Origin of the sequence: Dictyobacter aurantiacus, assembly GCF_003967515.1 — a bacterium.
Classification (GTDB): Bacteria; Chloroflexota; Ktedonobacteria; order Ktedonobacterales; family Ktedonobacteraceae; genus Dictyobacter; species Dictyobacter aurantiacus.
The window spans coordinates 4252421-4278807 of record NZ_BIFQ01000001.1; the positions used below are offsets into that span (position 1 = coordinate 4252421).

Here is a 26387-nt window from a genome sequence, read left to right on the forward strand (position 1 = left end):
AAATTATTCCTATGTATTGTTTACCAGCGCCTTGATGTCCTGCTCAACCTGCTGATCTGTGATCAGGCGTACGCAGGGATGCTCGGGGAGCTCTTCTTCGCTAAAGTCCAGGCGACCACAGGGAATAACGGGGCATCCAGGGCAGCGATAGGTAGAGGCCAGGACTCGCTGCCGTTCCGGCGCGCCCCAGGGTCCGAAGATGTGCGTATCGGTTGGTCCGAACAGGCGCAGAGAGGGCGTATCCTGCGCGGCCGCCATGTGCAGAGGACCATTATCGACGCCCAGCACCAGGTCGGCGCGCGCCAGCAGGGCCGCCAGCTGCCCCACTGTCGTCTCCGTCAGGATGAGGGCGGCCCCCTGCAGCGGCGCCGCGATCTCTTTGATCATGGCCTGTTCACCCTTGCTGCCGGTAAAGATAACATGGGCTGGCGATGGCAGGAGGGTCCCCACGATCAACGCCCGCGCGATATGGGTCCAGCCATCGTTCCGCCACAGCTTGACCGCGCCTCCAGTCCCCGCGTGGATGACCACGATAGGTTTTCCTGTAGATATGGATGCCTCTTGCAGCCGCTCATCGACCCAGGCCAACTCATCCTCATGGGGTTGAAAATAGAGTGGATAGCGCGTGGGAGTATAGGGCTCGGCCAGCACGGGCGCCCGCAGGGTCCGCAGAGCGGTGCTGGCCAGGCGCAGATTCGAGATCGTCGCGTGCTCGGCGGCTGGAAACGGTAGCGCCTGTGTCAGGAACGGCGTGGTCAGTTCGGTGGCATAGCCGATGCGCTCAGGAATGGCTGCCAGGTAGAGCAGGGCCGCGCCCCACCAGAAGTCTGGCCGCAGGTTGATGGCGATGTCATACTCATTCTGCTTGAGCTGCTTCGCTGTGCGCAACAGCAGCTTATAGGGGTCCAGCGGCTTCTGCGACGCGCGCTGGAAGCCCGGAAATGGGCAGGTCAGCAGGCGATCGACAGCGGGATGGCGTGCCACCACCTCGCTCGACCAGGGGCCGATCATCATCGTAATCTGGGCCTCGGGTAACAGCTCTTTGATGGCCTGCAATATCGGGGTCGTCATGATCATATCACCGAGGTGATCGGGCCGCACCAGCAGGATGCGCGGTGCCCGTTCCGCTGATGGCAGGCGCTTTTTGTGACCGGCTCTCCTGGCTCCCAGGCTGCCATAGACGCGCACAAGGCTCAGAATAAGGGTGCGTAACAGACGCCTCATGACTGCACCTCCGCCCGCTGCTGCGCGTCAGGGATCAGGCGCAGCAGGGCCTGCCAGACATCAGCAACCGTGACCGAAGTCATGCAGGTACAGTGCTCGCAGGGCTGCATCTTGCCCAGAAAGAAGCAGGGTTGTCCCGTGGGATGGCGCCAGAGAGCGATATGCTGTGAATCATCCACGGGATAGGGTCCGTATTCCTCAGGGCTGGTAGGACCGAAGATAGCGATGACCGGGGTCCCAACCGCCGCCGCCAGGTGCATCGGGCTGCTGTCGTTGCCAATAAACAGTCTGCACACCTCGATCTGGGCCGCCGTCTCCCCAAAGCTCGTCTTCCCCGCCAGGTTAACCACCATCTCGGATGGCACATCCAGCAAGCCATCGATCAGACCCTGGTTTAACTCCTGGTCGCTTTCGCCGCCGATCAGGAGCACCTGCATCCCCAGTTCAGTAACGATGCGCCGCGTCAGCTCTCGGTAGCGCTCGATGGGCCAGCGCTTCGCCGTTAACTGCATGCCGGGATTGCTGCCGCCGCCGGTGAAGACAGCGACCTTCGTATAGTCTGATTTGTAGATCGACTGGCGTTCCTGCTCGGTCGGCACAAAGAGCATGCGAGGATGATCAATGCGCAGCCCGATCGCGCGCGCCAGGTCCAGATAGATCTCGGCCTGGTGTTGCAGGTGTGAGCGGTCGGCTGAGACGACCACACGATCGGTCAATGAGAAGCCACGACCCAGGCTATCGGGGCCTACGCGGCGCGGCACACCCGCCAGCCATGGCAGCAGGGTCAGCATCGGCGAGCGATCCAGCACAAACGCCAGGTCATAGCGCTGCCTGCGCACTTGTCGCGCCAGCTTGAGATAGTCTTTAAGGCTATAGCGACCGGGGATGCCGATGCTGCCACAGTCGATAACCTTATCGACCGCCGGGTGATGCTCGGCAATCGTCTTCGACCACGTGCCGGTAATATATGTGATAGTCGCCGCTGGATAATTGGCGCGAATAACCTCAAGCAGGGGAGTGGTCATAATCACATCCCCAATGCAGCAAGGTTTGATCAGCATGATTGATCGCGGCTGGCGCCTTGATAGTCCATTGAACGGCTTAGCGAGCGCGTTAAGCAGTAGGAACAGCAGCCGCAGACCGCTACAGAGTGTCGTAATAAGTTGTTGACGCAGAACTAGTATCCTCTATCTTTCTCAGAGAGTCCCGTATCGGCCGCTGGTGGAGGATCTTCGCTACGCACAGTCGCCTGATCCTCTATCTGATCCGCATGGAGTTCTGGATATACTGATGAGGAGGGACTGACACGTGCCGTTGGAAGTTGCTCCTCCATATGCGGGTGAAGTGCTCGGCCGCAGGCAGGGCAATAGAGATCGCGGGCCTGTATAGCGGTGCCACAACCCGGACACTGTCGCGCTGGAGCCTGAGCGGGCGCCCCTTCGAGTCGCGTCGGCGCTGCCGCCAGATCTACCTTGTCGGTATCAGGGGCTACCTCCTCCACTATCATAGTCTCCTGTGAATGGATTGTCAAAGGTGTCAGGCCAGGTGGTGGGGGTGGGATGACTGGTACCGTTGTATCGGCGTAGACCGGTGCTGTATGGCTTCCATCTGATTGAGATGTATAGGTTGTCTCGTGGGTTTCCTGTGGTGGGACCGCTGGTCCTTGACTCATCAGCAGTTGTAGCTCAGCACGAGCTTGAGATAACTGCTGATGAGAATTGAAGAGATTCTGACATGGCGTTAACAATTCTGGTTGGGTCAACATGCCTGCCACATACAGCTCCATGACCTGTTTGAGTACATCCTGTTCCTGAGCCGTAAGCTGGCGCCCCAGTATCTCGATCTGCGAACGCGTACGCTGAATTCTCGCAATGCGTCCTGCACTATTAGAAGCTTTCTCAAGACTTCGGTGAACTGAATCCCATAGGTTCATCGTGGCCCCCTCTGTATGCTATGCGCTTTTTAGCCAGTGCAAATTATAACAAAGCTCCTGTGGGAAGTCGAGCGAGCAGGAAACGTGAGATATTGCCTCTCTCTCCCGCGGGGATGTGTCCCCGCGTTGATGTGTTTTGCCTTTCGATGCTTGCCACTACCCATCTATACCTCTTTAACGCCGAGACGAATGTTTTCTTGAGGTGCGGGAGATCGGCCACGCGTGCCGACCCGGGGCAACGGATTTTAAAAATATGAGATTCCGTCGCTGGTGGTGGTGATAGGATGGGTCAGGTAGGCCTCGTAGCCCTGCTGCTGGAGTTGGTGCTGCACCCAGGCGGCGGCTGGCAGATCGGCAAAGGTTGAGAAGAGTGTGGGACCGCTACCCGAAAGCCGCACATATGAGGCCCCCGCCTGCAACATGGCGGCGCGTGCCTGTGCTACCTCGGGATACTGCGCGAGCACGCCGCGTTCCAGGCTGTTATAGAGATCCGTGGGCCGCAGCGTGCTGCGGGTCTGCAGGGCGGTTTCGGCCGCGCGGCTCCACGAGCCGTTGCTGTAATCGCTGGCCGTCAACTGCCGGAAGACGGTGGCAGTTGAGACACCGATGGCCGGCTTTAGCAACACGAGCCAGCGCATCGCGGTGGGCCAGTGGGGAGCCAGTGGGGTTATCTTCTCGCCCCGCCCCTCGCAGAGGGCCAGCCCCCCGGTCAGGAAGAAGGGGATATCTGAACCGAGGGATGCAGCTATCTCCCAGAGATCATGCAGCGAGAGCGGCAACTGCCACCACTGTTGCAGCACCAGCAGGGTCGCGGCTGCGTTGCTGCTACCTCCACCCAGACCCGCCGCCACCGGGACACGTTTATTGAGCTCGATAGAGAGTCCTCGCGTCAGGTTGAGCTTCTGCCGAATCGCCTGCGCGGCCCGTACCACCAGGTTCTGCTCATTGCTCAGTTCAGGGCGGTTGCAGACCATGCTCACCCGGTCCTCATCAATGATCGAAAAGCACAGCGTATCATAGAGGTCAATCGTCTGCATGATCGTCGCCAGCTCATGATAGCCGTCCGGCCGCTTGCCCAATACATCCAGGGTCAGATTGATCTTCGCGTATGAACGCGTAAAGCGAACCTTCTCGATCGCTTCAGGACTGGCATGATCGTCTCTTCTCATCTCGGTTGTTCGCACTCCATCTTTTATTATATGGTCATTATGTTTAACGTAACATGCATGTACCCCTCTGGCTAGGGAGGTGGTCGTGTTTGGCGGAACATGCGCGCCCGGGCACGGGGCCGCTTTGCGGCAATAGCCCGCATGACCTTTAACGAAATAAAAAGGGATAAAAATCGTTCGCCATAACACGAAAATGTTCTCGTAGGCGGCATAGGATTGCGGTCTTATTAATACCCAGAATACAGGAAATGCAGCAATCCGGCCTTGTGCATTCCGCCCTATTGGCTTTGGCTTATGCATGCCGCCCCGTTGGCTTCGACATGGTGAGAGCCAATATGATCGTTTGTATGGGGAACATTCCGTACGTGAACGGGGCGGCATGCACAAGGCCGGATTGCTGCGTGTTTGAAGAAGGAACCGCGATATACAGCCCGCAATCCTATGCCGCCTACGGATACGTTTTCGTGTTCTGCCCACACTTCTTTTCCCTTCTTATTTTCTTTAATATCATAGGGGCGCACCTACGACTCGCCGCACGGATTTCTGTGTGCATTGTGCCCACAAAAGCCCTGCTTGTCAACCACCCCTCACTTGACGCCGCAGCAGGTAAAATTGTAGTCTATGCATAGCCAAAAACTACCTGCCTTTAGAATATTTTTAGACAATATGATACACTGCAGAGTATGCATACGTAAATATTACGTTGCTCGCTCCTGTATTTTTCTTTTGCGACAACTGTTAAGTAGGTAAGATGGATATTACTGTTGCTTATTTTCACCCATTCTTTCACCCCGAAGCTGTAAAGCGCGACTTTGAACATATCCGTGCCTCTGGCGCCAATGGCATTGTCTATGCCATTCATGAGCAAGAAGAGCAGCGCTGGCCACGTGATTTTGAGCGCGGTTTGCGTCTCGCGCAGGATGCGGGATTGAAAGTCTACTTGAGCCTGGGGCGCTTTGGCAACCTGTTCGCTGGCCCGATATTTATGCCTAGCTGGTATACGTTCCGGCACCCGCAGTCGCTGGTCAAAGATCGCCATGGACGCGCGCACGATATGACCTGTTTTAACCATGAGTCATTTCGTTCGTGGCTCTTTGGTGAGGTGGATTATTACTTGCACACATATCCGCTCAACGGTATCGTCATTGATGAGCTACGCGTGCCCGACGTTACCTGCTTCTGCTCGGTCTGTCGCGCCCTCTGCCCCGACATCACAGACCTCCAACATTTTCGCCGCCGCTCCATGATCGATTTCCTGAACGAGCTCTTCTCCTGTGTCAAACGCGCGAATAGTCAGGCTAAAACGAGCATCGCCTTGCTGCCCCAAGATCTCGGCTTGACCGAAGAACTGGCCACCATGCCCAACCTGGATACGATTGGTTGTCATCTCTTCTGGCAACTGCTAGGCGCGGACGTCTCGCTGGTCGAAACATGGGGACAACAACTGGTGGGTGCCGTCAAGCAGCAAGGCAAGCGCAGCCAGCTCTGGCTGCAGAACTTTAACCTGGATGAAGCTGATGAACAGGTGCTGGATGTAGCCTTCTCGGGCCTGCTCAGTGCTGAACCAGACGACATAGCCTGCTACTACTTCTGGCGCAACAACGCCAATCCCGAGCAGGTCTGGCAGCAGACGCGCGGGCTACTGCGCCGCATCCCACGCCGCCAGCTCTTCTGGCAAACGCTGCCCCGCGTTCCCGTTCCCGACCTCGCCCCCAAAGAAGGATCCTGAACACAAACACAAAAACGCGGGCAAGCGCGTTAGCGCCCGCCCGCAAAGACTGTGGATATCCTCTTATTTTATTTGCTGCGGCCTCCTGATGGCAAAGACGGACTATCCTTATCCTTCTCATCCTGGTGAACCTTTTCCAGCAGCTCGCGCAGCGACTTGACCTGATCGCGTGTGGCATCATCGCTCTCGTTGGCGGGCAGGATCACCGCCTGAATACCCAGGGTATTGATTGTATAGGCATCTTCCTCGCTTAATGAGCCATTGACATAGATGAACGCAGGGAAGCGCACCGCCTCACGAACCGCGCGGTAATCAAGGATCTCCTCAATGGTCAGCTGACCCACCTTATCGGTCAGATCAAAATCCAGCAGCACGGCGGCGATGTGCTCAAAGGCGGTCAGGTTGCGGATATAGAGCGCGTAGTTCTCATCCTTTCGCATCGGCACCACGATTACCTTCTCCAGGTCTTTTGTCTCCAGCGCCAGTAAGCGGGCGGGGGCATTAAAAGGCAGGATAATATATTGAACGCCCAGATCCTTTAGCTCTCTCAGGCCCTCGGCCGTCAGGCTAGCCAGCTCGCCGGTGATATGCAGTCCTGTGACCGTATTCTCCTTCTGGGCTTTGGCCGACTCGATCTCCTGCTTCAACGTGTCGAGCTGATCTTTGCCATTTCCATCCCACTTGAACAGGATGCCATCGGCACCGGCCTTTAACGCGGCCTCCGCACTGCCGGCGACAATCGCCTCTTGCTCAACCACGAGAGCCGCGGCGCGAGCCTTTCTCTCAGTTCGATGTTTGCCTACGAAGCCCATGCCGCCACCGCTTTGAGCTCGATGTGCCTGCGTAAACATATCTTGCAGTTTAGCCATTCCGACTCTTTCTCCTTATCACGAAACGAGTTTGATGATATCGACTCGCATATGCATATGGACAGGTATCATATGTACGACTCCGCGCCATCAAGTTATCTTTTTACCGTACTAATGTGGGCGTCGCCGTACCCGTTGGGTAGTAACCTTCAAAGGAACGTGCATAACGCACGAACGTTAGTCCATTATAGCACTTTCCAGGAAAAAAGGCGGAGCCTCGTGGAGGGCGGATTGCATGCCAGAATTAGCATGCGCTATCTTGTCAAACATAGAACTGTATGTACTAGAGAACTTGCATGTATTGCATGTATCGATTATACTGACTACAGCCTCCTTGCGAAACGGCTGGCTTCGCTCATAGAAAATTAGATAGATGTGGGAAGGGTGTTATGTTGCAAGAAGCTGTTGATAATTTTGTTACCTCGATTGCTAATGGGGAGATGGAACGTAGTGGTGGTAGCCGCAATACTATCATGGCATACCGCAATGATCTGGGCCAGTTGTGCAGCCATATACAGACGCTGGGAATTACGAGCTGGCCGCGTGTGACTCATGAACACATAGGCAATTATGTCCGGCATCTGCGCGATGAGCATGCTTATCGCCCGACGACGCTCGCTCGTAAGCTGGCGGCCTATAAGTCTTTCTTTCGCTACCTGTCTCAGAAGGGGGTGGTGACCACAGATCCAGCGCTGGGGGTCTGCTTGCCGCCGGTTGAAAGAGAGCTGCCCCAGATCATGACCACCGAGCAGGTGCAGACGCTGTTCCAGCTTCCGGAGAGGGATACCCCCATGGGTGTACGCGACCTGGCGATGCTTCATCTCCTCTATGCAACAGGGATGCGCGTCTCCGAACTGATCGCGCTGGATGTTGAACACTTTCGCGCGCAGGACGCCGCCATGCAATGCGTGGGTGTACGCGGCAACGTGCGTTACCTGCCGCTCACATCCGCGGCTATGGATGTGCTTGATCGCTACCTGCAGCACGGACGCCCCCACTTTTTGCGCGATGCCAGCGAGACGGCCCTGTTTGTCAATCATCACGGTGAGCGCCTGACGCGCCAGGGCTTCTGGCTGATCATCAAGGGCTACGCGCGCCGGGCTGGCATCGAGGCGTTGACGCCCCATAAACTGCGCCATGCCTTCGCCATGCACATGATCAATAGCGGAATGGACCTTGGCTCTGTACAGGAATTATTGGGACATGCGCATATTTCAACGACGCAGTTCTATTGCCAGCTGGCCAGTGCGCAGCATAGATGAGGCCTACGTTTTCTTCTTTCTGTGTGCTATTCTGTAGCCATCCCAGTAAATTGAATGAGGAGGTACAGAGAGATATATGCTTTACGAGCAAGCAATGGAGGCCACGCAGGCGATCCAGCAACATACGGAGACGAAACCCGCGCTGGCGATCATTCTGGGTTCTGGTCTGGGGGACCTGGTTACTGAGATGCGCGATACCGTGGCCATCCCATATGGCGAGATTCCGCATTTTCCACAGTCGACGGTGATTGGACATGCCGGTCGTTTGTTGATAGGGACCCTGTCTGGCGTGCCCGTAGTAGCCATGCAGGGACGCTTCCATTTCTACGAGGGGCACGCGGTCCATCTGACTACGCTGCCCGTGCGTGTGATGCGCCTGCTGGGCGCCGAGACGCTGATCGTCAGCAACGCCGCCGGGGGTGTCAATCCAGATTACCGTCCCGGTGATTTTATGCTGCTGCGCGACCATATCTATATGCCGGGCCTGGCCGGGAACAATCCCCTGGTGGGACCCCACGACGAGCGCCTGGGTGAGCGCTTCCCGGCCGTCGGCAAAGCCTATGACGCTAAGCTACGTGCGCTAGCGCGCGAGGTGGCCGCGCGCCATTCCGAGATCACGCTGCACGAAGGGGTCTACACCATGGTCGGGGGACCCAGCTATGAGACGCCAGCTGAACTGGCCTTCCTGCGCACCATCGGGACCGATGCCGTCGGCATGTCGACCGCGCCCGAAGTGGTGGTCGCTCGCCAGGTCGGCATGCGCGTCCTCGGCATCAGCCTGATCACCAATAGCGCCACCGGCAGCGAGACCACCGAAGTCAACCACGCCGAAGTGCTCTCCACCGCCGACGCCGTACGCAACAAGTTCGCCAGCCTCGTCATGGGCATCGTAGAGCGCCTGGGTGCTCCCGCTTAAATTGAAGATACGCGATGCAAACAGAAAAGAAGAGCTGGCCTGTTGTATCAGGTGCGCTCTTCTTTTTTTGCTTGCGGAATGCTTGTATTGAAATAGCTGCTTTATTTCTGCCCTGTCACGTTTAACTGCGTCGACCAGCTATAGTTATAGAAAGGGCTATTGCCTGTCAGGCCGACGATATAGTATTTTCCCTTATTTAAGGTGTCCGCTAGTTTGAGTGTCCAGGTAGCTTTCCCTTGCATGCAAGGCTGGGTGAGTGATCCCCCGTTAACCACAACCAGGCCAGGGTTGATCTCATGTGGAAAGGTCCCACCATAGTTGTTAGTATCTTTGAACAAGGCTATATCCGTACCATCAATTTCTGGCGCCACTCCTTTGGCCTTGGCCAGGAAGATGCGGCAGGTGATGCCATTGCTTGTTAGATCAGGTTCGTTGACGGGATTACAACTTCCCTGTACCTTTTGTTTGGCAGCGAGGGTGAGGGTGATGGTGCCATCTATGCCATAGGTTGTTCCTATTCCCGGGCAGCCCTGCGGGATGGCCTGGGTTGTTACCGCGGTCGTGATGGGGGAGGGGGTTTTCGCGACGACAACGGGGGTGGTTTTTTTGTCGCCTCCCGATGTATTGATGATCTGCTGGACGGTGCGCGGATGGGTAAAGGCCCCCACGGCGAAGCCCAGAATCGCCCCTGAGAGAGCGAACAACGTAATCGCCGTAATCATGATTGTTTGGACCTGTGAGTTACCGCCGCCTGGTTTCTGTGATTTTAATGATTGTTGCATTCCGTCAAAACTCTCTACTTCGTCTTTTTTTTTCTGGCTTGTTACTTCCATCATATCATGCCAGCGTTTATCTGTTGACAATGCCTGAAGATGGATAGCCTAAATTGGTACATGTTTTTCTATTCTTTACATCATAATAGTCGATTGCTGCGGAATCTGACTACCCGTATGGTAGAAATGTCCTGATCTTTTTGATCGCCATAAAAAGGGAAGGAGACTGATCATCGTTCTGGGGGGACGTGATCAGCACACTCAGCTTGTAGGTGGGGAAAGTACCTGAGCGTGGTATTCCTTGGGATGGCTCTGGCGGCCGCCTTACAGCGATTGGCCTGATCTGGCGAACCGCAGGCCGCTCATACTATCCTTCAGTTTACTCTCTGTCTTAAAGAACCGTATCCGGCATCTTTTTTGGGGATGCGTGGCGACCGAATGCCCATATTTGTGTGTGTCCGTTAATGGAGCGCACAATGAACTCCGGCCCTGTGGTAAAATAGCAGTGTTGGTGTAGTAGTAACAAAGCTGCTGGCATAGATGCCACTGGTGAAGGAGTACGAGGATGCATATCTGGGAATTGCTGATAGTTATTGGCGTTGCGCTGGCCATATTCGGTCCTAAAACACTACAATCGCTGGCGCGTAACGCGGGCAAAACGACCGGCGAGGTCAAAAATGCTAAAGATAAATTTATGTCTCATGTGCCGGCCGATGATATCGCGAAGTTGCGCGAGACCCTGAACAAGGTTCCCACCTCCCCGGCCCACGCGGCCCAGATGTTGATGACCCCGGATGAGAAAAAAGAAAAGACCCCCGCGACGAAGACCGATGCAGTCGCGAGCACAGAGGCAAAAACAGTTCCGGGTCAAGAAAACTAAGTAGCATCTCTCAGCCTTCACTGGTATCTCGCCGCTAGCCATAAACATGCGAACCGAACCAGAGCTGTTTGGTCGCAGCCTTTTTAGTCTTTACATCAAAGGTGGGTAGGTTATGGAAGAATTGACGCAGCAGAAGTGCGAGGTGTGCCATGCCGGTGCGCCTAAAGTGACCGATGAGGAAGCCGCGAACTATCAGAAGCAGGTGCCCGGTTGGATCATTATGGAGCACGACGGGGTCAAGCGTCTGGAGCGCGTGTTTAAATTCAAAGATTTCATCTCGGCGCTCTCCTTTACACAGAAGGTTGGTCGCCTGGCGGAGGATGAAGGGCATCATCCCGCTCTTCTGACCGAGTGGGGCTCGGTTGGCGTGGCCTGGTGGACCCATAAGATTCATGGCCTGCACCGCAATGATTTTATCATGGCGGCCAAGACTGATGAGATCTATAAAGATTTTGCGGCGATGTGATCTGGTCCGGGGAGCGCAGGCGCCCCCACTTTTTGTTAACAGTAGAGAAGCGGGAGGGGCGCAATTGCGCCCCTCCCGCTTCTCTACTGTTAACATGAATGATGTTTAATGATCAGGCCTGTTCGAGGAGGGCGACGGCGTAGCAGGCGATGCCTTCGCGGCGACCGGCGAAGCCGAGGCCATCGGTGGTTTTGGATTTGACGCTGATCTGGTCGATGGAGAGCTGGAGGTGTTGCGCCAGGTGTTCGCGCATGGCCTGGACATGGGGGGAGAGTCTGGGCTGTTCGGCGACGATGGTGGCGTCCACGTTCCCGATGGTCCAGTGGTGCTGGCGTAGCAGATCAACGGTATAGGTCAGAAAGACCGTGCTGGGTTGATCCTTCCAGCGGGGATCTTTGGATGGGAAGTGCTGGCCGATGTCGCCCAGGGCGGCCGCGCCCAGCAGGGCATCGACGATGGCGTGAATGACCGCATCGGCGTCAGAGTGGCCGGCCAGGCCATAGTCATGAGGGATGGTCACTCCGCCCAGCACCAGCGGGCGTCCCTCGGTAAATGCATGGACATCATAACCAGAACCAATGCGTATAGTCATTCTACCTGTCCTTTGATACATGCCTCAGCGAAGAGCAGGTCTTCCTGAGTGGTGATTTTGATATTCGTATAGGAGCCAGGGAAGATCGCTACCTGATGACCGAGCCGCTCTAAGAGCAAGGCATCATCGGTGGCGTCATCGCTGGCCAGCGGCGAGTGGTGCGCCTGGTGGATCAGTGGGAAAGAGAACACCTGCGGCGTCTGAACGGTCCAGAGCAACGATCGATCCGGCGTATCCAGTATCTTGCCGTCGCGCACCTGTTTAATGGTATCCTTGACCGGCACGGCGGCGATGGCCGCCTGATGTTCCTGAGCCGCCAGCAGACCGGCCTCAATGATGCTGGCCGTAACAAACGGACGCGCGCCATCGTGGATCATCACCCAGCGACAGTCTGGCTGCAGCCTTGCCAGGGTATCCAGTCCCTGACAGACCGAATCTTGTCTGCGGGCACCGCCGGGGACGACGGCACGGATCTTACTCCATGCCTCTTGCCGGCAAAGATCCTGCGTTTCCGCCAGCCGTTCGGCGCTGACCACCAGCACGATATTATCGATCTGGGAAGAGTGTTGGAACGCATCGATGGTGCGCGCGAGCGTCACGCGCCCCGCCAGGGGAATCCAGAGCTTATCCCTGCCCATGCGCCGGCTGGCTCCCGCGGCCACGATAATGACAGATGATTTTTCTTGCATGATATGTATGGAGGTAGGTAGCTACCTGTTCTCCCTCTACATAAAAAATAAAGAGCACCGCAAAGGGTGCTCTTGTGAGATCATTTGGATTTATGCTTGCCTTTGCTTCAAGGACGATTGCGGCGCAATCGCGGCGCTGGTAGCGGCGCTACTGGCATTGGCTTGCTGTTTCGGATGGGCGAAGATCATGCGACCCGCGACCGTTTGCAGCACGCGTGTCACCGTCACCTCAACCATCGTCCCCATGAACTGCCGTCCATTTTCAACCACGATCATGGTTCCATCATCCAGGTAGCCAACCCCCTGTCCGAGTTCCTTACCGTCCTGCATGATTTTAATATGAATATCTTCTCCTGGCAAGAGGACCGGTTTGATGGCATTGGCCAGCTCATTGATGTTGAGCACCTTGACGCCCTGTAGCTCGGCGACGCGATTAAGGTTAAAGTCATTGGTGATGATCGGACAATGCTGATCGCGGGCGATCTTCACCAGCTTGCCATCTACATCGGCGATCCCTTCAACGTCGGTATCGACGATCTCTATCGGCACTGTTGCATCCTTTTGCAAGCGGTTCAGGATCTCCAGGCCACGGCGTCCACGATTGCGCCGCATCGTATCGGCCGAATCGGCGATGCGCTGCAACTCATTGAGGACGAAGCGGGGGACGACCAGCGTGCCAATGATAAAGCCCGTCTGGCTGATATCAGCGATGCGACCATCGATGATCGTGCTGGTGTCCAGCAAGATCTGCATTGATGGAGCAACAGGTGGGACAACTGCTTCTTTCTCAGATTCGCGTTTCTTGCCGCGCTCGCGGTCCTCTTCGCGGTCACGGTCACGATCGCGCTCACGGCGGCGAGCTATCGTTGACTGGAAGAGGTGAGCGATATCACTCTTACGCAGGACCGCTGTGGTTAGTCCGATATAGCCAAAGATGACCGCGCCCAGGAACGGCGTAATCTGCCCCAGCCCAAAGGGGAGGTACTGTAAAGGGATTGCTAATAAAACAGCAAGGATAAGTCCGATAGCCAATCCAATCGCGGCGGAAACCAGGTCACTGGCCGAAGCCGCGCGAATCTTATGGCTGACCCATTGGAATGGAATCACGGTAATATACGGGGTGATGATAAAGGCCGCGATCGCGCTGACGGCCGCGATAATAGCGATTACCCATGGTACAGGAAGGGGTAGAGGAGCCAATGTTGTAGCTCTATACAACGAGATACTGATCGCTGCACCTATGGCGACCAGTGCTCCTATGATGCGGGTAACGGTATTTACTGACATCCCTGCATCCTCCAAGCGAGGCACTTAGACGTGCTCTTTCTAAGCTCAAGAGGTCAACGCCGCTTCTTTGTTCGGTTGGCAGGTCTGATAAGAAGAAAAGAAAAATGAATAATAATTCCAGATAAATGTAGCCCTGGCCTGCTGTCCAAAAAAACCACGTGCCTGTTTGAGCAAACAACCTTTAAAAGATATACGAACCGGCGAACAAATTTGTTGCTAGCATGGCAAAATCTTGCACTCGATAGCCATTGCTTCTATATGTTTTTATTATAGTACATAGCAGAAAGTGTATTTGCTTTCTATTGAGGTAATCTGAACGACAATACACGCTATGTATGTAAGGTTCGCTGAATATGCAGTATACACTGTTTTCTAGCTGGAAGCAAGAGACTTCTCAGTGGTATTGCGTATGCTGCTTGTAATGCAGATACATGCTGCCAGAAATTCTGCCTCCTTTGCTGTTTTTAATGAAGTGCGATCTCGAGTGCCACGGCTAATGTACTGGCCGTAATGACTCTGAAGTCCTCAGCCGGATATGTTTCAGCTATTTCATTGCGCAGCTTATTGCCCTGGCCCGCCGACGGAATCAGGCAGCGCTTAAAGCCCAGTTTGGCAGCCTCGCGTACGCGCAATGACAGGCGGCTGACGGACCGTAGTTCGCCCGAGAGTCCTATCTCACCGATCAAGGCCATGTCGGCCGGAATCAGTTTCTCACGATAGCTGGAAGCGATCGCCGCCGCGACCCCCAGGTCGATTGATGGCTCCTCAATGTTGAAGCCACCCACGACGTTGGCATACACATCATGCCCACCCACTGCCAGTCCGACGCGCTTGGTAAGAACCGCCATCAGCATCACCAGGCGATTATGATCGATGCCATTGGCCGTACTGCGTGGAGTACCGAAATTGCTGGGTGTAACCAGGGCCTGGACCTCGACCAGCAGGGGACGCGTCCCCTCCATGCTGACTACCACCGCCGATCCGCTCGCGTTAGACGTGCGATCCGACAGGAAGACGGCCGATGGATTGGTGACCTCGACCAGACCCTCGCCATGCATCTCAAAGACGCCGATCTCATGGGTGGCGCCGAAACGATTTTTGACGCCGCGCAGCAGCCGATACGAATGATAGCGTTCTCCCTCAAGGTACAACACGGCATCCACGATATGCTCCAGCGCCTTGGGGCCCGCCACCGTACCTTCTTTCGTGACGTGTCCAATCACCAGAATCGGGATCTGTGATGTCTTGGCCAGCTGCATCAGCTGCAGGGTACACTCACGCACCTGGCTGATACTGCCCGGGGCCGCCGTCAGATGACTGGCCAGCACCGTCTGAATCGAATCTACAATCACCATAGCCGGCTTCACCCGGTTGACCGACTCCACGATCAGATCCAGCTCAATAGCGGCCAGCAGATAGAGCTGCTCGCCAACGATATCCAGGCGCTCGGCCCGCATCTTAATCTGCTCAATGGACTCCTCACCCGACACATAGAGCACCGGACCAACGTTTTTCGCGATCTCGCCCGATATTTGCAGCAGCAGTGTCGATTTGCCGATGCCCGGTTCGCCGCCAACCAGGATGAGCGAGCCAGCGACCAGGCCGCCACCCAGCACACGATCCATTTCAGGATAGCCTACCGAGATGCGCTCCTGTACCAGTGGCTTAATATGCGGCAGAACGATAGGGGTATGAGGATGGTGGTTGCTAGAGGCGGGAGATGCGGCCATGATGTTCTGCCGCCGCTGCTGAGCGGGACTCTGCGGAACATCCACCACTTCCTCTAACGTATTCCATGCCCCACAATCGGGACACTTCCCCATCCATTTACTATGTTCCCCACCACATTGCTGACAGATGTATTTTGTGCGAATTTTTGCCATGTAAGAATCTGCAATCTAGGATAATCCAGGATATTGGAGTCGCCGCGTGAGTATATGCTTGCCTGTGAATGGAATCTTTTTAGCTACGTGATAAGAAATAAGATCGTAGGTTCGGGCCTTGCGCCCGATTTAGGTTCGGGCCTTGCGCCCGATTTCCTCCCTATTCGATCATGCATCAAGAAAAGAGAGGATGAAGAAAAGGGGACGTGACAGATATCACGTCCCCTCAGTTGTGATTAGCTTTCGGTATTCGTGCTACCTTCGCCACCAGCCGAGAGGGCTGCTTCCGGGGTAGCTGATGCGGGTGGTGGCAACTGCTCAATGCGGTTGCGTACCTGCAAGGCAAGATCGTCATCAACGATGCTCGCCTCTACCAGATCGCCGGGATGGAACTTGCCTTGCAGCAAGCCTTCCGCCAACGGATCTTCAACCATGCGCTGGATAGTGCGGCGTAATGGACGGGCACCATACTGCGCGTCGAAGCCCTTGTCGATCAGGAAGTCCTTGGCGTTCTGTGGAACCACCAGTTCGATCTGCTGTTCGGTGAGCTGTGCGCGAACACGGTTCAGCAACAGGTCGACGATCGAGTACATCTCCTCCATCCGCAGGGAATGGAAGACGATCACCTCATCGATACGGTTGAGGAACTCAGGCTTGAAGGTGTTCTTCAATTCACCGAGCACCTTATTCTTCATCGCATCATAGTCTGCCTGATTGGCCTTCTGCTTATCTTTCGACTGCTTAAAGCCGATCTGAGCCTCCTTGTTCAGGAGCTGGGCGCCGACGTTTGATGTCATGATAATAATGGTGTTGCGGAAGTCCACCGTGCGGCCCTTGGCGTCTGTCAACTTACCATCTTCCAGAATCTGGAGCAGCATATTGAAGACGTCCGGGTGAGCTTTCTCAATCTCGTCCAGCAGGATGACGCTGTACGATTTGCGACGTACCGCCTCGGTCAACTGGCCGCCCTCTTCATAACCAACATATCCGGGGGGGGCACCGACGAGACGCGCGGCCGCGTGACGCTCCATGAACTCTGACATGTCAATTTTGATCAAGGACTCTTCGCTACCGAACATAAACTCGGCCAGCGTCTTGGCCAGCTCTGTTTTACCAACACCGGTGGGGCCCATAAAGATAAACGAACCGATTGGACGCTTTGGATCTTTCAGGCCGGCACGAGCGCGGCGTACAGCGCGCGCAATCTTCTCGATTGCCTCATTCTGACCGATCACACGAGCGTGCAGCGCATCTTCCATTTGCAAGAGTCGCTGTGACTCTTCCTGAGCGATACGCATCACGGGAATACCGGTCCACATCGAGACGATCTGAGCAATCTCCTCTTCGCCAACCGTTGGTTTCTCATTCCCACGCTCTTTATGCCAGCCAGACTCAAGTTTGGCGATACGATCTCGCAACTTCACCTCGCGGTCCCGCAGTTCCGCTGCCAGTTCGTATTCTTGCTGTTGGATCGCCGCTTCTTTCTCACGCAGGACGGACTCCAGACCCTTCATGGCCTCTTTCAAGTTCAGAGGAGCCAGGGAGTTCTGCATGCGCACGCGGCTCGCCGCCTCGTCAATCAGGTCGATAGCCTTATCGGGCATGAAGCGATCGGTGATATAGCGGCTGGCCATATCGGTCGCGGCCTTGAGCGCCTCGTCTGTGATGATCAGGCGATGGTGCTGCTCATAGCGTTCACGAATACCCTTGAGAATCTCAACGGTCTCGTCAACGGAAGGCTCACGGACAATCACTTCCTGGAAGCGGCGTTGCAGTGCGGCATCGCGCTCGATATACTTGCGATATTCATCGAGGGTTGTTGCACCGATACATTGCAATTCGCCTCGAGCCAGGGCAGGCTTCAGGATATTGGCTGCATCTACAGCCCCTTCAGCGGCGCCCGCACCCACCAGGGTATGAACCTCATCGATAAAGATGATACAATCGCGGCTATTGCGAATCTCTTCTATAATTTTCTTCAGGCGCTCTTCAAACTCACCACGGTACTTGGTGCCAGCGACCAGGGAGCCAACGTCCAGCGTGAGCAGACGCTTGCCAGCCAGTGTTTCTGGAACCTCGCCGGAGATCAGGCGCTGTGCCAGACCTTCAACGATCGCTGTTTTACCGACACCGGGTTCACCGATGAGAGCCGGATTATTCTTGTTACGTCGGGAAAGAATCTGAATGACGCGTTCAATTTCTTGATGACGTCCAATGACGGGGTCGAGTGTACCTGCGCGAGCAGCTGCCGTCAGATCAATGCCCATCTGATCGATTGTGGGGGTCTTTGAATGTTTGGCGTCGCGCTCATGTGGGGTGCCAGACTGGCTGAGCACCTGAATGGTTTGCGTACGCACTTTCTCCAGGTTTACGCCCAGGCTCTCAAGGACGCCTGCTGCGATACCTTCACCCTCACGGACCAGACCCAGCAAGAGGTGTTCCGTCCCAATATAATGATGATTCAGGCGGCGAGCTTCATCAACTGCGAGCTCGATAACCTTTTTGGCACGTGGCGTCAGGCCAATTTCGCCCAGAACGATGCGGTCGCCACGACCAATAATAAATTCAACGGCACTTCGAACCTTGTTTAGTTCGACACCGAGATTTGCTAGTACTTTCGCAGCAACGCCTTCACCCTCACGCACGAGGCCGAGGAGCAGGTGTTCTGTACCAATGTAATTGTGTTGGAAGCGCTGGGCTTCCTCCTGTGCCAGGCTCAGAACTTTTCTGGCCCGCTCTGTGAACTTATCAAATCTGTCTCTATCGTTCACCTGTTTGTCACCCCCCTTTCATTGGCAGAGGGTGGAACCGAGCCCTCTGTGTCGCTCAGGTAAACTATTTGATTCATCATACAACACCCATCATACAGCGTCAAGGATAACAACTGTAGCCTCCCGTCTGTCATAAACGCTCAACCTTCTTACTGAGAAACAATCGACCTCTACACTGCATTCGCATAGATGCACACAGCGGAGAGGTCGCGAGATCATCTGTTCAGGTACGATTTGCTCCAACAGCCAAGAAACCTTGTCTATCTAGGTGCCTCCGTATCTTCTTTGATGCCCTGACAAACGAGCGACTGAGCGAAGTGCATCAGCCAGGATCGTTGTCCCTCTATCGTCACTTCCACTGGTAAAAATGCGATTTGATTATCCTTTATTCTACAACAAAAATGCGTGGATATCATCGATCTGTTCGCGATTTGTTTGCTTTTTGCCTATAAATGTAGAAGGGGACTCGTGATCGCTTCGTTAACTGCGCATTTCATCATACTACAACTCTTTTTGCAACGTCAAGAATACTATAGGCATTCTTGCTTGCCACAACGCCTATTATATCCTGAAAGGAAAGTCTTCAGTTGTAGGTGAGTGGTGGCGGCAGCGGCGCACTCGCGCCGCTGCCGCCACCACTCACCTACAACTGAAGAAACCTTCTATGAAGAAGAACCTCCCTGCGATGATCTTTCAATGAAAGAAAGATTACAGGGAGGTTCTTCTTACAAGTGACGTCTGCTAAGGATCGGTGATACTCGTCGGTGCCAGGCTTGCCCCGGCTTACCGATTACTCAGCCGATTCATTCTCATCTTTGGCCGAACGGTTGCGAGCGGCTGCACGGAAGGCCTCAGCCATCGCGGTTAGCTCACCACCATCATCGCGGTGACCCTGACCGCCCTCATTGGAGCGCTCCTGGCGTTCGCGACGCTCGCGTTTAGATGGAGCCTGGTCTGAAAGCGCTGGCAGTGACTCCAGAGAAGGAGTGCTGGGAGCAGCTGGTGTTTCGGCAGCTGGAGCGGCACTCGCTTCAGCGGTAGCACCTTCAGTCTGGGCTTCTTCCTGCGCGGGGACCTCTGTCTCGGTCTCTTTGGCATCCACTTCGTCAGCCTGGCGCAGGCTGAGGCCAAGTCGGCGTCGCTCGGCATCAATGCGCAGGATACGCAGTTGCAGCTGTGCGCCCTCGTGCAGAACCGTCTTGGGATCTGTACCAGGGGTGAGCTCGGACTGGTGGATCAGGCCCTCGATGCCATCTTCGATGCGCGCAAACGCTCCGAAGGGGGCGATCTTGGTTACGACACCGGTGACAACCTGTCCTGGTGTGTAGCGCTGCTCAACCGTTGTCCAGGGATCAACTTCAGCACGTTTGATTGAGAGTGCGATCTTCTTTTTCTCTTTATCGACACTCAGAACCTGTACTTCAACTTCCTGGCCAACATGCAACACTTCGCTCGGATGGTTGACGCGGCTCCAGGCGAGCTGACTGATATGAACCAGTCCGTCTGCGCCACCAAGGTCGACAAAGGCACCAAAGTTCGCCAGGTTGCTTACTACACCCTTGCGCACTTCGCCGGGCTTCAGCTCATCGAGCAGTTCCTCGCGACGGCGCTGACGCCATTCCTGGACCGCCAGGCGCTCCGAGAGGATCAAGCGATTGCGCGCTCGATTGATCTCAATAATCTTCAGCTGCAGCTCTTTGTCCTTCATGGCCTGGAGCTTGGCCGCAGTCTCCTGGTTCTCACCACCGGCTGCGACTTCCTCGCGCTTGAGGTTCAAAATTTGGGAGATCGGCACAAAGCCACGAATTCCCGCCACATCAACGATCAAGCCACCTTTGTTGTAATCAATGACTTTTGCTTTGAGAAGTTCGTTGTTTTTGTACTGCTCTTCCGCGATACGCCACTGGCGCTCGGTGTTGGCCCTCTTCAGTGAGAGGACAGCATGACCCTCAGATGTTTCTGGCTGGATGACATAGACCAGAACTTTGTCGTTGAGGTGTAGCTCATTAAAAGAGCCATAGCCACTGGATGGTAGCTCTTTTGTTGAAAGGACGCCTTCTGACTTCAAACCGATATCAACCAGGATTTCGTCCTGGTCGATACGTACGATAACGCCCTCGACTACATCGCCTCGCTTAATGCTGATAGGATTCGCCGATTCCGCCAGCAACGCTGCCATTTCGTTCTGGTTAAATTCTTCCATCTCTTCGGGGTTGCTGTTGTTTTGCCCTTGTAGGTCATTTCCTTCGATCATCGTCTGTACCCGCCCGCTGTTTTGATTTGCCGCTGGCATTGTCGAAAGGGTGCCGTGCTCTTTGAGCATGCATAGGTAGTTAACCCCCTTCGATCCACGGTTTTTGCCTGTCTACGATAGACACTCATGCCAACCCTTTTTGTTTCAGTGCTGTTTTCTGGTGCAGTCATGCCGAACCGACCATTGCCACCCTGCTATCCTTGAAACAGTAAGAACAACAGATGGACTGCTCTGCACATTGGAACCCTTGGGGAGTGTACCATCGGACTTGGGCTTATCGGAGGAGGTGCTCAGGCGGTCATCGTTTCGGTTTACGATATTCCCGTCGTTACACTAAGAATACCTGTATAACCCATTGTTTGCTTTACAGAACGGTGATACGAAACGATACTCGCAGGCAGTACGCCATCATACATATGATAATGACGCCTGAATGTAAGCATACCCCCACTCGATACTCTCTATTATACCAAATGCTCTCACCGATTGCAAGACAATGTTCAACCTTCTGGCAAATCTCTCCGATTGTTTTTCTGTCTCAGATTGTATCACAGTGGCGCAAGCCCCCTTTAAATGTGCTACAATAACGGTATGGATGTGTTGGATTTTACGAATACTGCAGAGATCATGGGCATGTTGCGCACGCGCTTAACGCCCGTTGAGCAAGCAGGATCGCTTATTGATAGAGTCGAGGGTCACCAGCAACATGCGCGCCTGGCGGCGGTGCTTCTTCCATTTTTTGTGGAGGATGGTCTGCTGCAACTGGCATTGATTCGTCGCGCCAGTACACTACGCGCCCATAGTGGTGAGATCGCCTTTCCCGGTGGGAAGGTTGATGCGACCGATACCTCGATGGTGATAACCGCTCTGCGTGAGGCTTACGAAGAGATTGGCCTGCATCCTGCCCGCGTCGAGGCTCTTGGTGTGCTGCCTCCGGTATTTACCGTTGTCAGCAACTATCTGATTACGCCTGTGGTTGGATATCTCCCACAGGGATTAGGCTCGCTGCTTTTGCAGAAGAGCGAGGTAGACGAACTGCTCTGTGTCTCCCTGGCACGGCTGGCGGATCCTGCTATCGCGCATACCGAGCTGTGGACGCGTGACGGGCGCACCAGAACCGTGTATTTCTATGATTACGACCAGTACCGCATCTGGGGTGCTACCGGGCGTATTCTCTCGTCGCTCTTTGAGCTGCTCAAGCAGGAGGATGCTCCTCCAGTCGGCTGAGAAAAAATACCCCATTAGTCATAGTTACCTTGCGAAAATCGGTCATATCGCTACAATTAAGAGTAGACGGACAAAAATGCTGTAGTGCGTACGTTGTAAGCTGTCCCTTGTTGATGCGGTTGGTATGCAAGTGCCTTAGTGGAGAAAAGCTGTGACGTTGCCCAGTCCTGATGCACGATCTCGGAGAACAGTGCCTCGCCGGCCACAAATGATCCCTCCCGCCCACTCGATGCCCGAACCTTCTTTGGCGTCTTCCCCTGCTATGCCCTCAAACCCACCCTCTGTGGCGGCCCCGGCAAGCTCTCAGCAAGCGGATCACGAGCACCCATTGGACTTTGCAACCCACTCCTGGGACCTGGCTACTGGCGGCTTAAAGACCCTGACCGCGAAACGAGAGCTCCCGATACGACCTGAACGCCGCAATACGAGCGTGGTACCAGATATCCTGGCTACTTCGCGTAGTTATATGTTTGCCCTGGTCATTATGGGATGTGTATTGCTGATGCTGATCGGCGGAGGCATTGTGTTATTTGTAATGCTACAACCATAACAGACAGGATTGGAGTTCGCCTGATTGCACCAATATTACTACTTTTCATGACTTTCTAACAAAGAACTGGCTGCCGGAACGCCATGCAAGTCGCTCGCGCTGCGCACCGCTTTTACAATTGCTCGCGCCAGCGTGTTGGCCGCCGCCGCTCCTAACGTACTCACCTGTAGTGCCGCGGTTGCTCTGTCTTGCTGTATTCCTGATGTCCTGCTTCCTGTTGCCAGCGCAAATATAGTATCGCCGTCAAACATCGTATGTGCGGGTCTGATCACGTGCGCCAGGCCGTCGTGTGCCATCTGGGCCACCTTGGTGACCTGGGTCTTGGTGAGCGTGGCATTGGTGGCGATCACAGCGATGGTGGTGTTACCAAACGGATTGCTCGCGTCCGGGCTTTTTCCGGCGCTGTTCTGCGTGCCGGCCACGACCTGCTGTGTCTGCGGATCGACAATATCCCCCAACGCGTTGACCACGACGATGGCGCCGACCACGATGCCGCCGAGCAGTTCCATACTGGCGGAGCCGAGTCCACCCTTCATGGCTGATGCTGGTCCCAGCATCTTGCCGACGGTTGCCCCTGTCCCTCCACCGACGTTTCCCTGTTCAACAGGGCCGTTATTAGCCTGCTCGCAGGCGCGATAGCCAGCGGCATGATCGGGGCGCACGGTGGCGGAGCCAAATGGGAGATCAAAGATGGCCGCGCCGGGCACGATGGGGACGCGTACGACTCCGGTATCATAGCCAATGCCGTGTTCATCTAAATAGCGGACAACTCCACTGGCGGCATCCAGACCAAAGGCGCTGCCCCCGGTCAGTAGAATCGCGTTGACCTCATCCACCATACATAAGGGATGCAAAAGATCAGTTTCGCGGGTAGCGGGAGCGCCGCCGCGTACATCGACTCCGCCGACCGCTGGTGGCTCACATAAGATAACGCTACACCCCGTCCCGGCCTCCAGATTTGTATCGTGCCCCACGCGGATACCTGGCACATCAGTAATATCATCATGCATATTTTCGTCCCCCCTCCCATATGGTTTCGGAGCTCGCCTCCGATGTATGTCCCGATGACGGGACATACATCGGAGGCGAGCTCCGAACCTATGGGGTTGTTTTTCGGTGTTTATGCGTTGTCGGGAATGGCGTGGCGCAATTTTTCCATTGTTTGCGCCACGCTCTCTTTGTTGTTGTAGACGGCGGAGCCTGCGACCAGGAGATTGGCGCCCGCGCGGACAACCTGTGGAATCGTTTCGGCATTGATGCCGCCATCAACCTCGATATCGCACTTCAGATCGCGCTGCCGCAACATGCGGTGCAGCGTCTCTATCTTGGGCAGCGTCTCAGGGATAAACAGCTGTCCCCCAAAGCCCGGGTTAATGGTCATGATCAGGATCAAGTCGCAGAAGGGTAGCATATCCTGCAGCATAAAAACAGGAGTGGATGGATTGATGGCCACCCCGGCCTGTTTGCCGGCTGCCTTGATCTGCTTCAAGGTTTTATGCAGGTGGGGCGACACCTCCTGGTGCACGATAATGACGTCCGCGCCCGCCTGCGCGAACGTCTCAATATATTCCTGTGGATTGGTGATCATCAGATGGGCTTCGAGGATGGCGCTGGTGCAGCCGCGTACGGCCTCCACCACCATAGGGCCCATGGTGATGTTGGGCACGAAGTGCCCATCCATCACGTCGATCTGGATGCGGCGCGCTCCGGCCGCCTCTACATCCCGCACCTGCTCACCAAGGCGCGTAAAATCCGCGGACAGAATAGAAGGGACGATCTCTACCATGGAATCTAACTCCTACTTCTGTTTGCGCAGTTTCCCGGCCGCGGCCTTATCCAGCATCCATGTCACCTCACCACGGCTGGGGTGTACAATCTGCGCTGGATATTCATCTGGCTGCTGCTCCCCCTCCAGCACGGCCGCGACGGCTTCATCTTTTTCCGCCCCTGTTACCAGGAACAGAATGTGGCTGGCCGCGTTGATCAGACGAGGCGTGAAGGTCAGGCGGTCGGGTGGTGGCTTGGGAACTGAGACAGGCATCACTAGCCGCTGCTGCTCGCGTAGCGATCCTTGATGGGGGAAGAGCGAGGCGGTGTGTCCCTCGGGTCCCATGCCCAGCTGGATCAGATCAAACTGGGGGACATCATCTGTGCCAAATGCACGCTTCATCTCTTGCGTATAGGCGAGAGAGGCGGCATCGCGATCGGATTGATCGGCGGGTGTGCGATGGATATGTTCGGCTGGGATCGGCAGTTTGCTCAGCATCACCTCGTTGGCCATGCGATAATTGCTCTCAGGATCGTCCGGGGACACGCAGCGCTCATCGCTCCAGAAGATCTCGACCTTGGACCAGTCGATCTGGTCGCGATACGGTTCGCTGGCCAGCAGCCCATAGAGTTTTTTTGGAGTTGAGCCACCCGATAAGGCCAGTGTAAACTGACCGTGGGCCGCAATAGCCTCCCTGGCGGTGTGCACAATATAGTCGGCCGCTGAACGGCTGAGCTGCTCAGTATCAGAAAAAATGGTAACGTCCATACAATGCTCCAAAAGAAAGTTGTACTAAAACCTGTCGTTACGCCAGTAAATCGAACACCTCATGTAACGTCTCTTCGTAGAGGTGATCGCGCCCCATGATCTCTAACTCGTTGTGTAGCAGATCGCTTTCTTTATGGGTCGCTGCTATATTCACGGTTCGAGGGGGACGTGCGCTTCCAGGTACTTCGACAGAAGTGAGTACATGATCATCGTCATCGACCCGCTGGATCGTAAAGGTGGCCTGTTTCCCGTTGATGTTGCTGGTCATATGTACCATGCATAGGGTACCGGGCGCGGATTTCTCGAGTGCCCGTGGCCGAATCGTGATGCGGATCCCACCCAGTGGCGCGCTGTTGCGTTTGCCGCCAGTGGTTGTCAGTGGCTGTGTCACGACCTTCGCCATATTCCGTTCGGACATATGCCAGGAATAGGTCCCTGTCTCGTGATCAAGGTTCTTATCGGCTGGATCTTCCGACAGCTGCCAGCCCAGGCGCGTCTTGAGCCACGCCGCCAGCAGGAGCGCGCGGATAGGATTCTTTGGGTTCGAATGGTGATCGAGGGCCTGTGTGGAGGTAGCGACGGTATGCTCGATCAAAATAGAATCGACGCCCATCACGTAGGGGCGATATTCCGCGATATCAAAGAACTGAGCAATTAATTCACGCCAGGGCGTCACACGTCCCCATGTAAGGTCGCTGAGCGCGCAATGTGGCGACTTCTGTAGAATAGCAGAAGCGTCCTGAATCTGCTCTTCCGGCTGTAAAAAATGGCTCGAATCGATAAGGACCCGATTACTGATATTGATCAAGCGATGAAAGATTTCATGGTCTTTGGGTAGATCATTTAACCACCATAAATACACGGGGAGATCAGGTTTTAATGTAGATTGTACAATATTATCTACATACTTGATGGCTGCGCCACTCACTGAGACGGTAATCTGTTCAAAGTGATGGCGCATGATATCTGAAATGATGGGGAAGGAACGCAGTGTGATCCAGGTCGCGACCTCGCTGGGAGCATCACTGCGCGTATCAAGGATTAAAAGGGTAACCCGTGCGATATGTGTACTGGATAAATCACGTAAAATGGCGCTAGCCCGGCGTGCTGACTCAATGTCCTGCACGCAGATGACAAAGTTCAGCACACTGGTGCGTACATTCATATTCTGACTGATTCGCATGTTGTCGGACGCCAGGTGCCAGAGGGTCGACAATTCGCCTTCGACTTGTTCCTGGTTGACCTTTTTACCTGCCCAGGACAGCTGTTTTCCGGGGGTTGCGGAGTTATCCATTGCCATTCCTACACCCTTCATCATTGAACCTCATTGTTCTAAAAGACGACATTGTGCTATCTCTGTTCTTTGCTTGCTCGTTT

Annotated in this window: 23 protein-coding genes; 7 read left to right on the plus strand and 16 right to left on the minus strand. The window is 55.1% G+C overall.

Going from position 1 to position 26387, the window contains the following annotated elements; all coding sequences use genetic code 11:
• Positions 1-9: 9 nt before the first annotated feature.
• The 4 genes from KTT_RS17135 to ispE form a co-directional block, all read right to left on the minus strand.
• Positions 10-1224, minus strand: coding sequence for a glycosyltransferase family 9 protein (locus tag KTT_RS17135; protein WP_126597144.1), 1215 nt, complete (start codon positions 1222-1224; stop codon positions 10-12).
• Positions 1221-2285 (minus strand): lipopolysaccharide heptosyltransferase II, encoded by a 1065-nt coding sequence (gene waaF / locus KTT_RS17140; protein ID WP_126597145.1) that lies wholly within the window; start codon positions 2283-2285, stop codon positions 1221-1223. Before waaF ends, KTT_RS17135 begins: the two co-directional genes overlap by 4 nt.
• 116 nt (positions 2286-2401) lie before the next feature.
• Complete coding sequence (locus KTT_RS17145; RefSeq protein WP_126597146.1) at positions 2402-3157, minus strand: zinc ribbon domain-containing protein; 756 nt, start codon at positions 3155-3157, stop codon at positions 2402-2404.
• Positions 3158-3402: 245 nt separating this feature from the next.
• Complete coding sequence (gene ispE, locus KTT_RS17150) at positions 3403-4326, minus strand: 4-(cytidine 5'-diphospho)-2-C-methyl-D-erythritol kinase (protein WP_160145936.1); 924 nt, start codon at positions 4324-4326, stop codon at positions 3403-3405.
• A gap of 751 nt (positions 4327-5077) precedes the next feature.
• Here ispE and KTT_RS17155 point away from each other — a divergent pair.
• Positions 5078-6055: a hypothetical protein gene (locus KTT_RS17155; protein WP_126597148.1), complete on the plus strand. Its 978-nt coding sequence runs from the start codon at positions 5078-5080 to the stop codon at positions 6053-6055.
• Positions 6056-6123: 68 nt separating this feature from the next.
• Here the strand turns inward: KTT_RS17155 and KTT_RS17160 are convergent, their stop codons facing one another.
• A complete protein-coding gene (locus KTT_RS17160; RefSeq protein ID WP_126597149.1) occupies positions 6124-6924 on the minus strand; it encodes a hypothetical protein in 801 nt (266 codons plus the stop codon).
• A 389-nt stretch (positions 6925-7313) separates the two neighbouring features.
• Here KTT_RS17160 and KTT_RS17165 point away from each other — a divergent pair, with 389 nt between their 5' ends.
• Both KTT_RS17165 and KTT_RS17170 read left to right on the plus strand, forming a co-directional pair.
• Positions 7314-8186 carry a tyrosine recombinase gene (locus KTT_RS17165; protein WP_126597150.1) on the plus strand — a complete coding sequence of 291 codons (873 nt, stop codon included), beginning with the start codon at positions 7314-7316 and terminating at the stop codon, positions 8184-8186.
• Positions 8187-8262: 76 nt separating this feature from the next.
• Complete coding sequence (locus KTT_RS17170) at positions 8263-9102, plus strand: purine-nucleoside phosphorylase (RefSeq protein ID WP_126597151.1); 840 nt, start codon at positions 8263-8265, stop codon at positions 9100-9102.
• A gap of 101 nt (positions 9103-9203) precedes the next feature.
• Here KTT_RS17170 and KTT_RS17175 read toward each other — a convergent pair whose 3' ends face one another.
• Positions 9204-9884: a hypothetical protein gene (locus KTT_RS17175; RefSeq protein ID WP_126597152.1), complete on the minus strand. Its 681-nt coding sequence runs from the start codon at positions 9882-9884 to the stop codon at positions 9204-9206.
• Between the two features lie 556 nt (positions 9885-10440).
• Here KTT_RS17175 and KTT_RS17180 point away from each other — a divergent pair.
• The gene (locus KTT_RS17180) at positions 10441-10755 is read left to right on the plus strand and encodes a Sec-independent protein translocase subunit TatA/TatB (protein ID WP_126597153.1); all 315 of its coding nucleotides are present in this window, start codon (positions 10441-10443) and stop codon (positions 10753-10755) included.
• A 112-nt stretch (positions 10756-10867) separates the two neighbouring features.
• Positions 10868-11221, plus strand: a complete 354-nt coding sequence (locus tag KTT_RS17185) for a 4a-hydroxytetrahydrobiopterin dehydratase (RefSeq protein WP_126597154.1) — start codon at positions 10868-10870, stop codon at positions 11219-11221.
• Positions 11222-11333: 112 nt separating this feature from the next.
• Here KTT_RS17185 and ispF read toward each other — a convergent pair whose 3' ends face one another.
• The 6 genes from ispF to KTT_RS17215 all read right to left on the minus strand — a co-directional run bounded on the left by ispF (position 11334) and on the right by KTT_RS17215 (position 20766).
• Complete coding sequence (gene ispF, locus KTT_RS17190; protein WP_174844804.1) at positions 11334-11807, minus strand: 2-C-methyl-D-erythritol 2,4-cyclodiphosphate synthase; 474 nt, start codon at positions 11805-11807, stop codon at positions 11334-11336.
• Positions 11808-11809: 2 nt separating this feature from the next.
• Positions 11810-12502, minus strand: a complete 693-nt coding sequence (ispD, locus tag KTT_RS17195; RefSeq protein ID WP_126597156.1) for a 2-C-methyl-D-erythritol 4-phosphate cytidylyltransferase — start codon at positions 12500-12502, stop codon at positions 11810-11812.
• Between the two features lie 90 nt (positions 12503-12592).
• On the minus strand, positions 12593-13789 hold the full coding sequence (locus KTT_RS17200; protein WP_126597157.1) for a PIN/TRAM domain-containing protein: 1197 nt from the start codon (positions 13787-13789) through the stop codon (positions 12593-12595).
• A 464-nt stretch (positions 13790-14253) separates the two neighbouring features.
• Positions 14254-15672 (minus strand): DNA repair protein RadA, encoded by a 1419-nt coding sequence (gene radA / locus KTT_RS17205; RefSeq protein ID WP_126597158.1) that lies wholly within the window; start codon positions 15670-15672, stop codon positions 14254-14256.
• A 236-nt stretch (positions 15673-15908) separates the two neighbouring features.
• Positions 15909-18443 carry an ATP-dependent Clp protease ATP-binding subunit gene (locus KTT_RS17210; RefSeq protein ID WP_126597159.1) on the minus strand — a complete coding sequence of 845 codons (2535 nt, stop codon included), beginning with the start codon at positions 18441-18443 and terminating at the stop codon, positions 15909-15911.
• A gap of 790 nt (positions 18444-19233) precedes the next feature.
• Positions 19234-20766, minus strand: a complete 1533-nt coding sequence (locus tag KTT_RS17215; RefSeq protein ID WP_126597160.1) for a 30S ribosomal protein S1 — start codon at positions 20764-20766, stop codon at positions 19234-19236.
• Between the two features lie 522 nt (positions 20767-21288).
• On the opposite strand from KTT_RS17215, the gene KTT_RS17220 reads away from it, so the two are divergent.
• Together KTT_RS17220 and KTT_RS17225 are read left to right on the plus strand one after the other, a co-directional pair.
• Positions 21289-21924, plus strand: coding sequence for an NUDIX hydrolase (locus tag KTT_RS17220; RefSeq protein WP_160145937.1), 636 nt, complete (start codon positions 21289-21291; stop codon positions 21922-21924).
• 262 nt (positions 21925-22186) lie between these two features.
• The gene (locus tag KTT_RS17225; protein WP_126597162.1) at positions 22187-22474 is read left to right on the plus strand and encodes a hypothetical protein; all 288 of its coding nucleotides are present in this window, start codon (positions 22187-22189) and stop codon (positions 22472-22474) included.
• 38 nt (positions 22475-22512) lie between these two features.
• Here the strand turns inward: KTT_RS17225 and KTT_RS17230 are convergent, their stop codons facing one another.
• From KTT_RS17230 to KTT_RS17245, 4 genes are all read right to left on the minus strand, one after another.
• Positions 22513-23484: a P1 family peptidase gene (locus tag KTT_RS17230; RefSeq protein WP_126597163.1), complete on the minus strand. Its 972-nt coding sequence runs from the start codon at positions 23482-23484 to the stop codon at positions 22513-22515.
• 110 nt (positions 23485-23594) lie between these two features.
• Complete coding sequence (gene rpe, locus KTT_RS17235) at positions 23595-24260, minus strand: ribulose-phosphate 3-epimerase (RefSeq protein WP_126597164.1); 666 nt, start codon at positions 24258-24260, stop codon at positions 23595-23597.
• Positions 24261-24272: 12 nt separating this feature from the next.
• Positions 24273-25010, minus strand: coding sequence for a 6-phosphogluconolactonase (gene pgl / locus KTT_RS17240; RefSeq protein ID WP_126597165.1), 738 nt, complete (start codon positions 25008-25010; stop codon positions 24273-24275).
• A 37-nt stretch (positions 25011-25047) separates the two neighbouring features.
• Positions 25048-26304, minus strand: a complete 1257-nt coding sequence (locus KTT_RS17245) for a glucose-6-phosphate dehydrogenase assembly protein OpcA (RefSeq protein WP_218030914.1) — start codon at positions 26302-26304, stop codon at positions 25048-25050.
• Positions 26305-26387 lie beyond the last annotated feature (83 nt).

Bases quoted from the DNA above. Each gene is read 5' to 3' on its own strand.
- KTT_RS17135 (WP_126597144.1), bottom strand. From the start codon at position 1,224: ATGAGGCGTCTGTTACGCACCCTTATTCTGAGCCTTGTGCGCGTCTAT.
- waaF (WP_126597145.1), bottom strand. From the start codon at position 2,285: ATGCTGATCAAACCTTGCTGCATTGGGGATGTGATTATGACCACTCCC.
- KTT_RS17145 (WP_126597146.1), bottom strand. From the start codon at position 3,157: ATGAACCTATGGGATTCAGTTCACCGAAGTCTTGAGAAAGCTTCTAAT.
- ispE (WP_160145936.1), bottom strand. From the start codon at position 4,326: ATGAGAAGAGACGATCATGCCAGTCCTGAAGCGATCGAGAAGGTTCGC.
- KTT_RS17155 (WP_126597148.1), top strand. From the start codon at position 5,078: ATGGATATTACTGTTGCTTATTTTCACCCATTCTTTCACCCCGAAGCT.
- KTT_RS17160 (WP_126597149.1), bottom strand. From the start codon at position 6,924: ATGGCTAAACTGCAAGATATGTTTACGCAGGCACATCGAGCTCAAAGC.
- KTT_RS17165 (WP_126597150.1), top strand. From the start codon at position 7,314: ATGTTGCAAGAAGCTGTTGATAATTTTGTTACCTCGATTGCTAATGGG.
- KTT_RS17170 (WP_126597151.1), top strand. From the start codon at position 8,263: ATGCTTTACGAGCAAGCAATGGAGGCCACGCAGGCGATCCAGCAACAT.
- KTT_RS17175 (WP_126597152.1), bottom strand. From the start codon at position 9,884: ATGCAACAATCATTAAAATCACAGAAACCAGGCGGCGGTAACTCACAG.
- KTT_RS17180 (WP_126597153.1), top strand. From the start codon at position 10,441: ATGCATATCTGGGAATTGCTGATAGTTATTGGCGTTGCGCTGGCCATA.
- KTT_RS17185 (WP_126597154.1), top strand. From the start codon at position 10,868: ATGGAAGAATTGACGCAGCAGAAGTGCGAGGTGTGCCATGCCGGTGCG.
- ispD (WP_126597156.1), bottom strand. From the start codon at position 12,502: ATGCAAGAAAAATCATCTGTCATTATCGTGGCCGCGGGAGCCAGCCGG.
- KTT_RS17200 (WP_126597157.1), bottom strand. From the start codon at position 13,789: ATGTCAGTAAATACCGTTACCCGCATCATAGGAGCACTGGTCGCCATA.
- radA (WP_126597158.1), bottom strand. From the start codon at position 15,672: ATGGCAAAAATTCGCACAAAATACATCTGTCAGCAATGTGGTGGGGAA.
- KTT_RS17215 (WP_126597160.1), bottom strand. From the start codon at position 20,766: ATGCTCAAAGAGCACGGCACCCTTTCGACAATGCCAGCGGCAAATCAA.
- KTT_RS17220 (WP_160145937.1), top strand. From the start codon at position 21,289: ATGGATGTGTTGGATTTTACGAATACTGCAGAGATCATGGGCATGTTG.
- KTT_RS17225 (WP_126597162.1), top strand. From the start codon at position 22,187: ATGCCCTCAAACCCACCCTCTGTGGCGGCCCCGGCAAGCTCTCAGCAA.
- KTT_RS17230 (WP_126597163.1), bottom strand. From the start codon at position 23,484: ATGCATGATGATATTACTGATGTGCCAGGTATCCGCGTGGGGCACGAT.
- rpe (WP_126597164.1), bottom strand. From the start codon at position 24,260: ATGGTAGAGATCGTCCCTTCTATTCTGTCCGCGGATTTTACGCGCCTT.
- pgl (WP_126597165.1), bottom strand. From the start codon at position 25,010: ATGGACGTTACCATTTTTTCTGATACTGAGCAGCTCAGCCGTTCAGCG.
- KTT_RS17245 (WP_218030914.1), bottom strand. From the start codon at position 26,304: ATGGATAACTCCGCAACCCCCGGAAAACAGCTGTCCTGGGCAGGTAAA.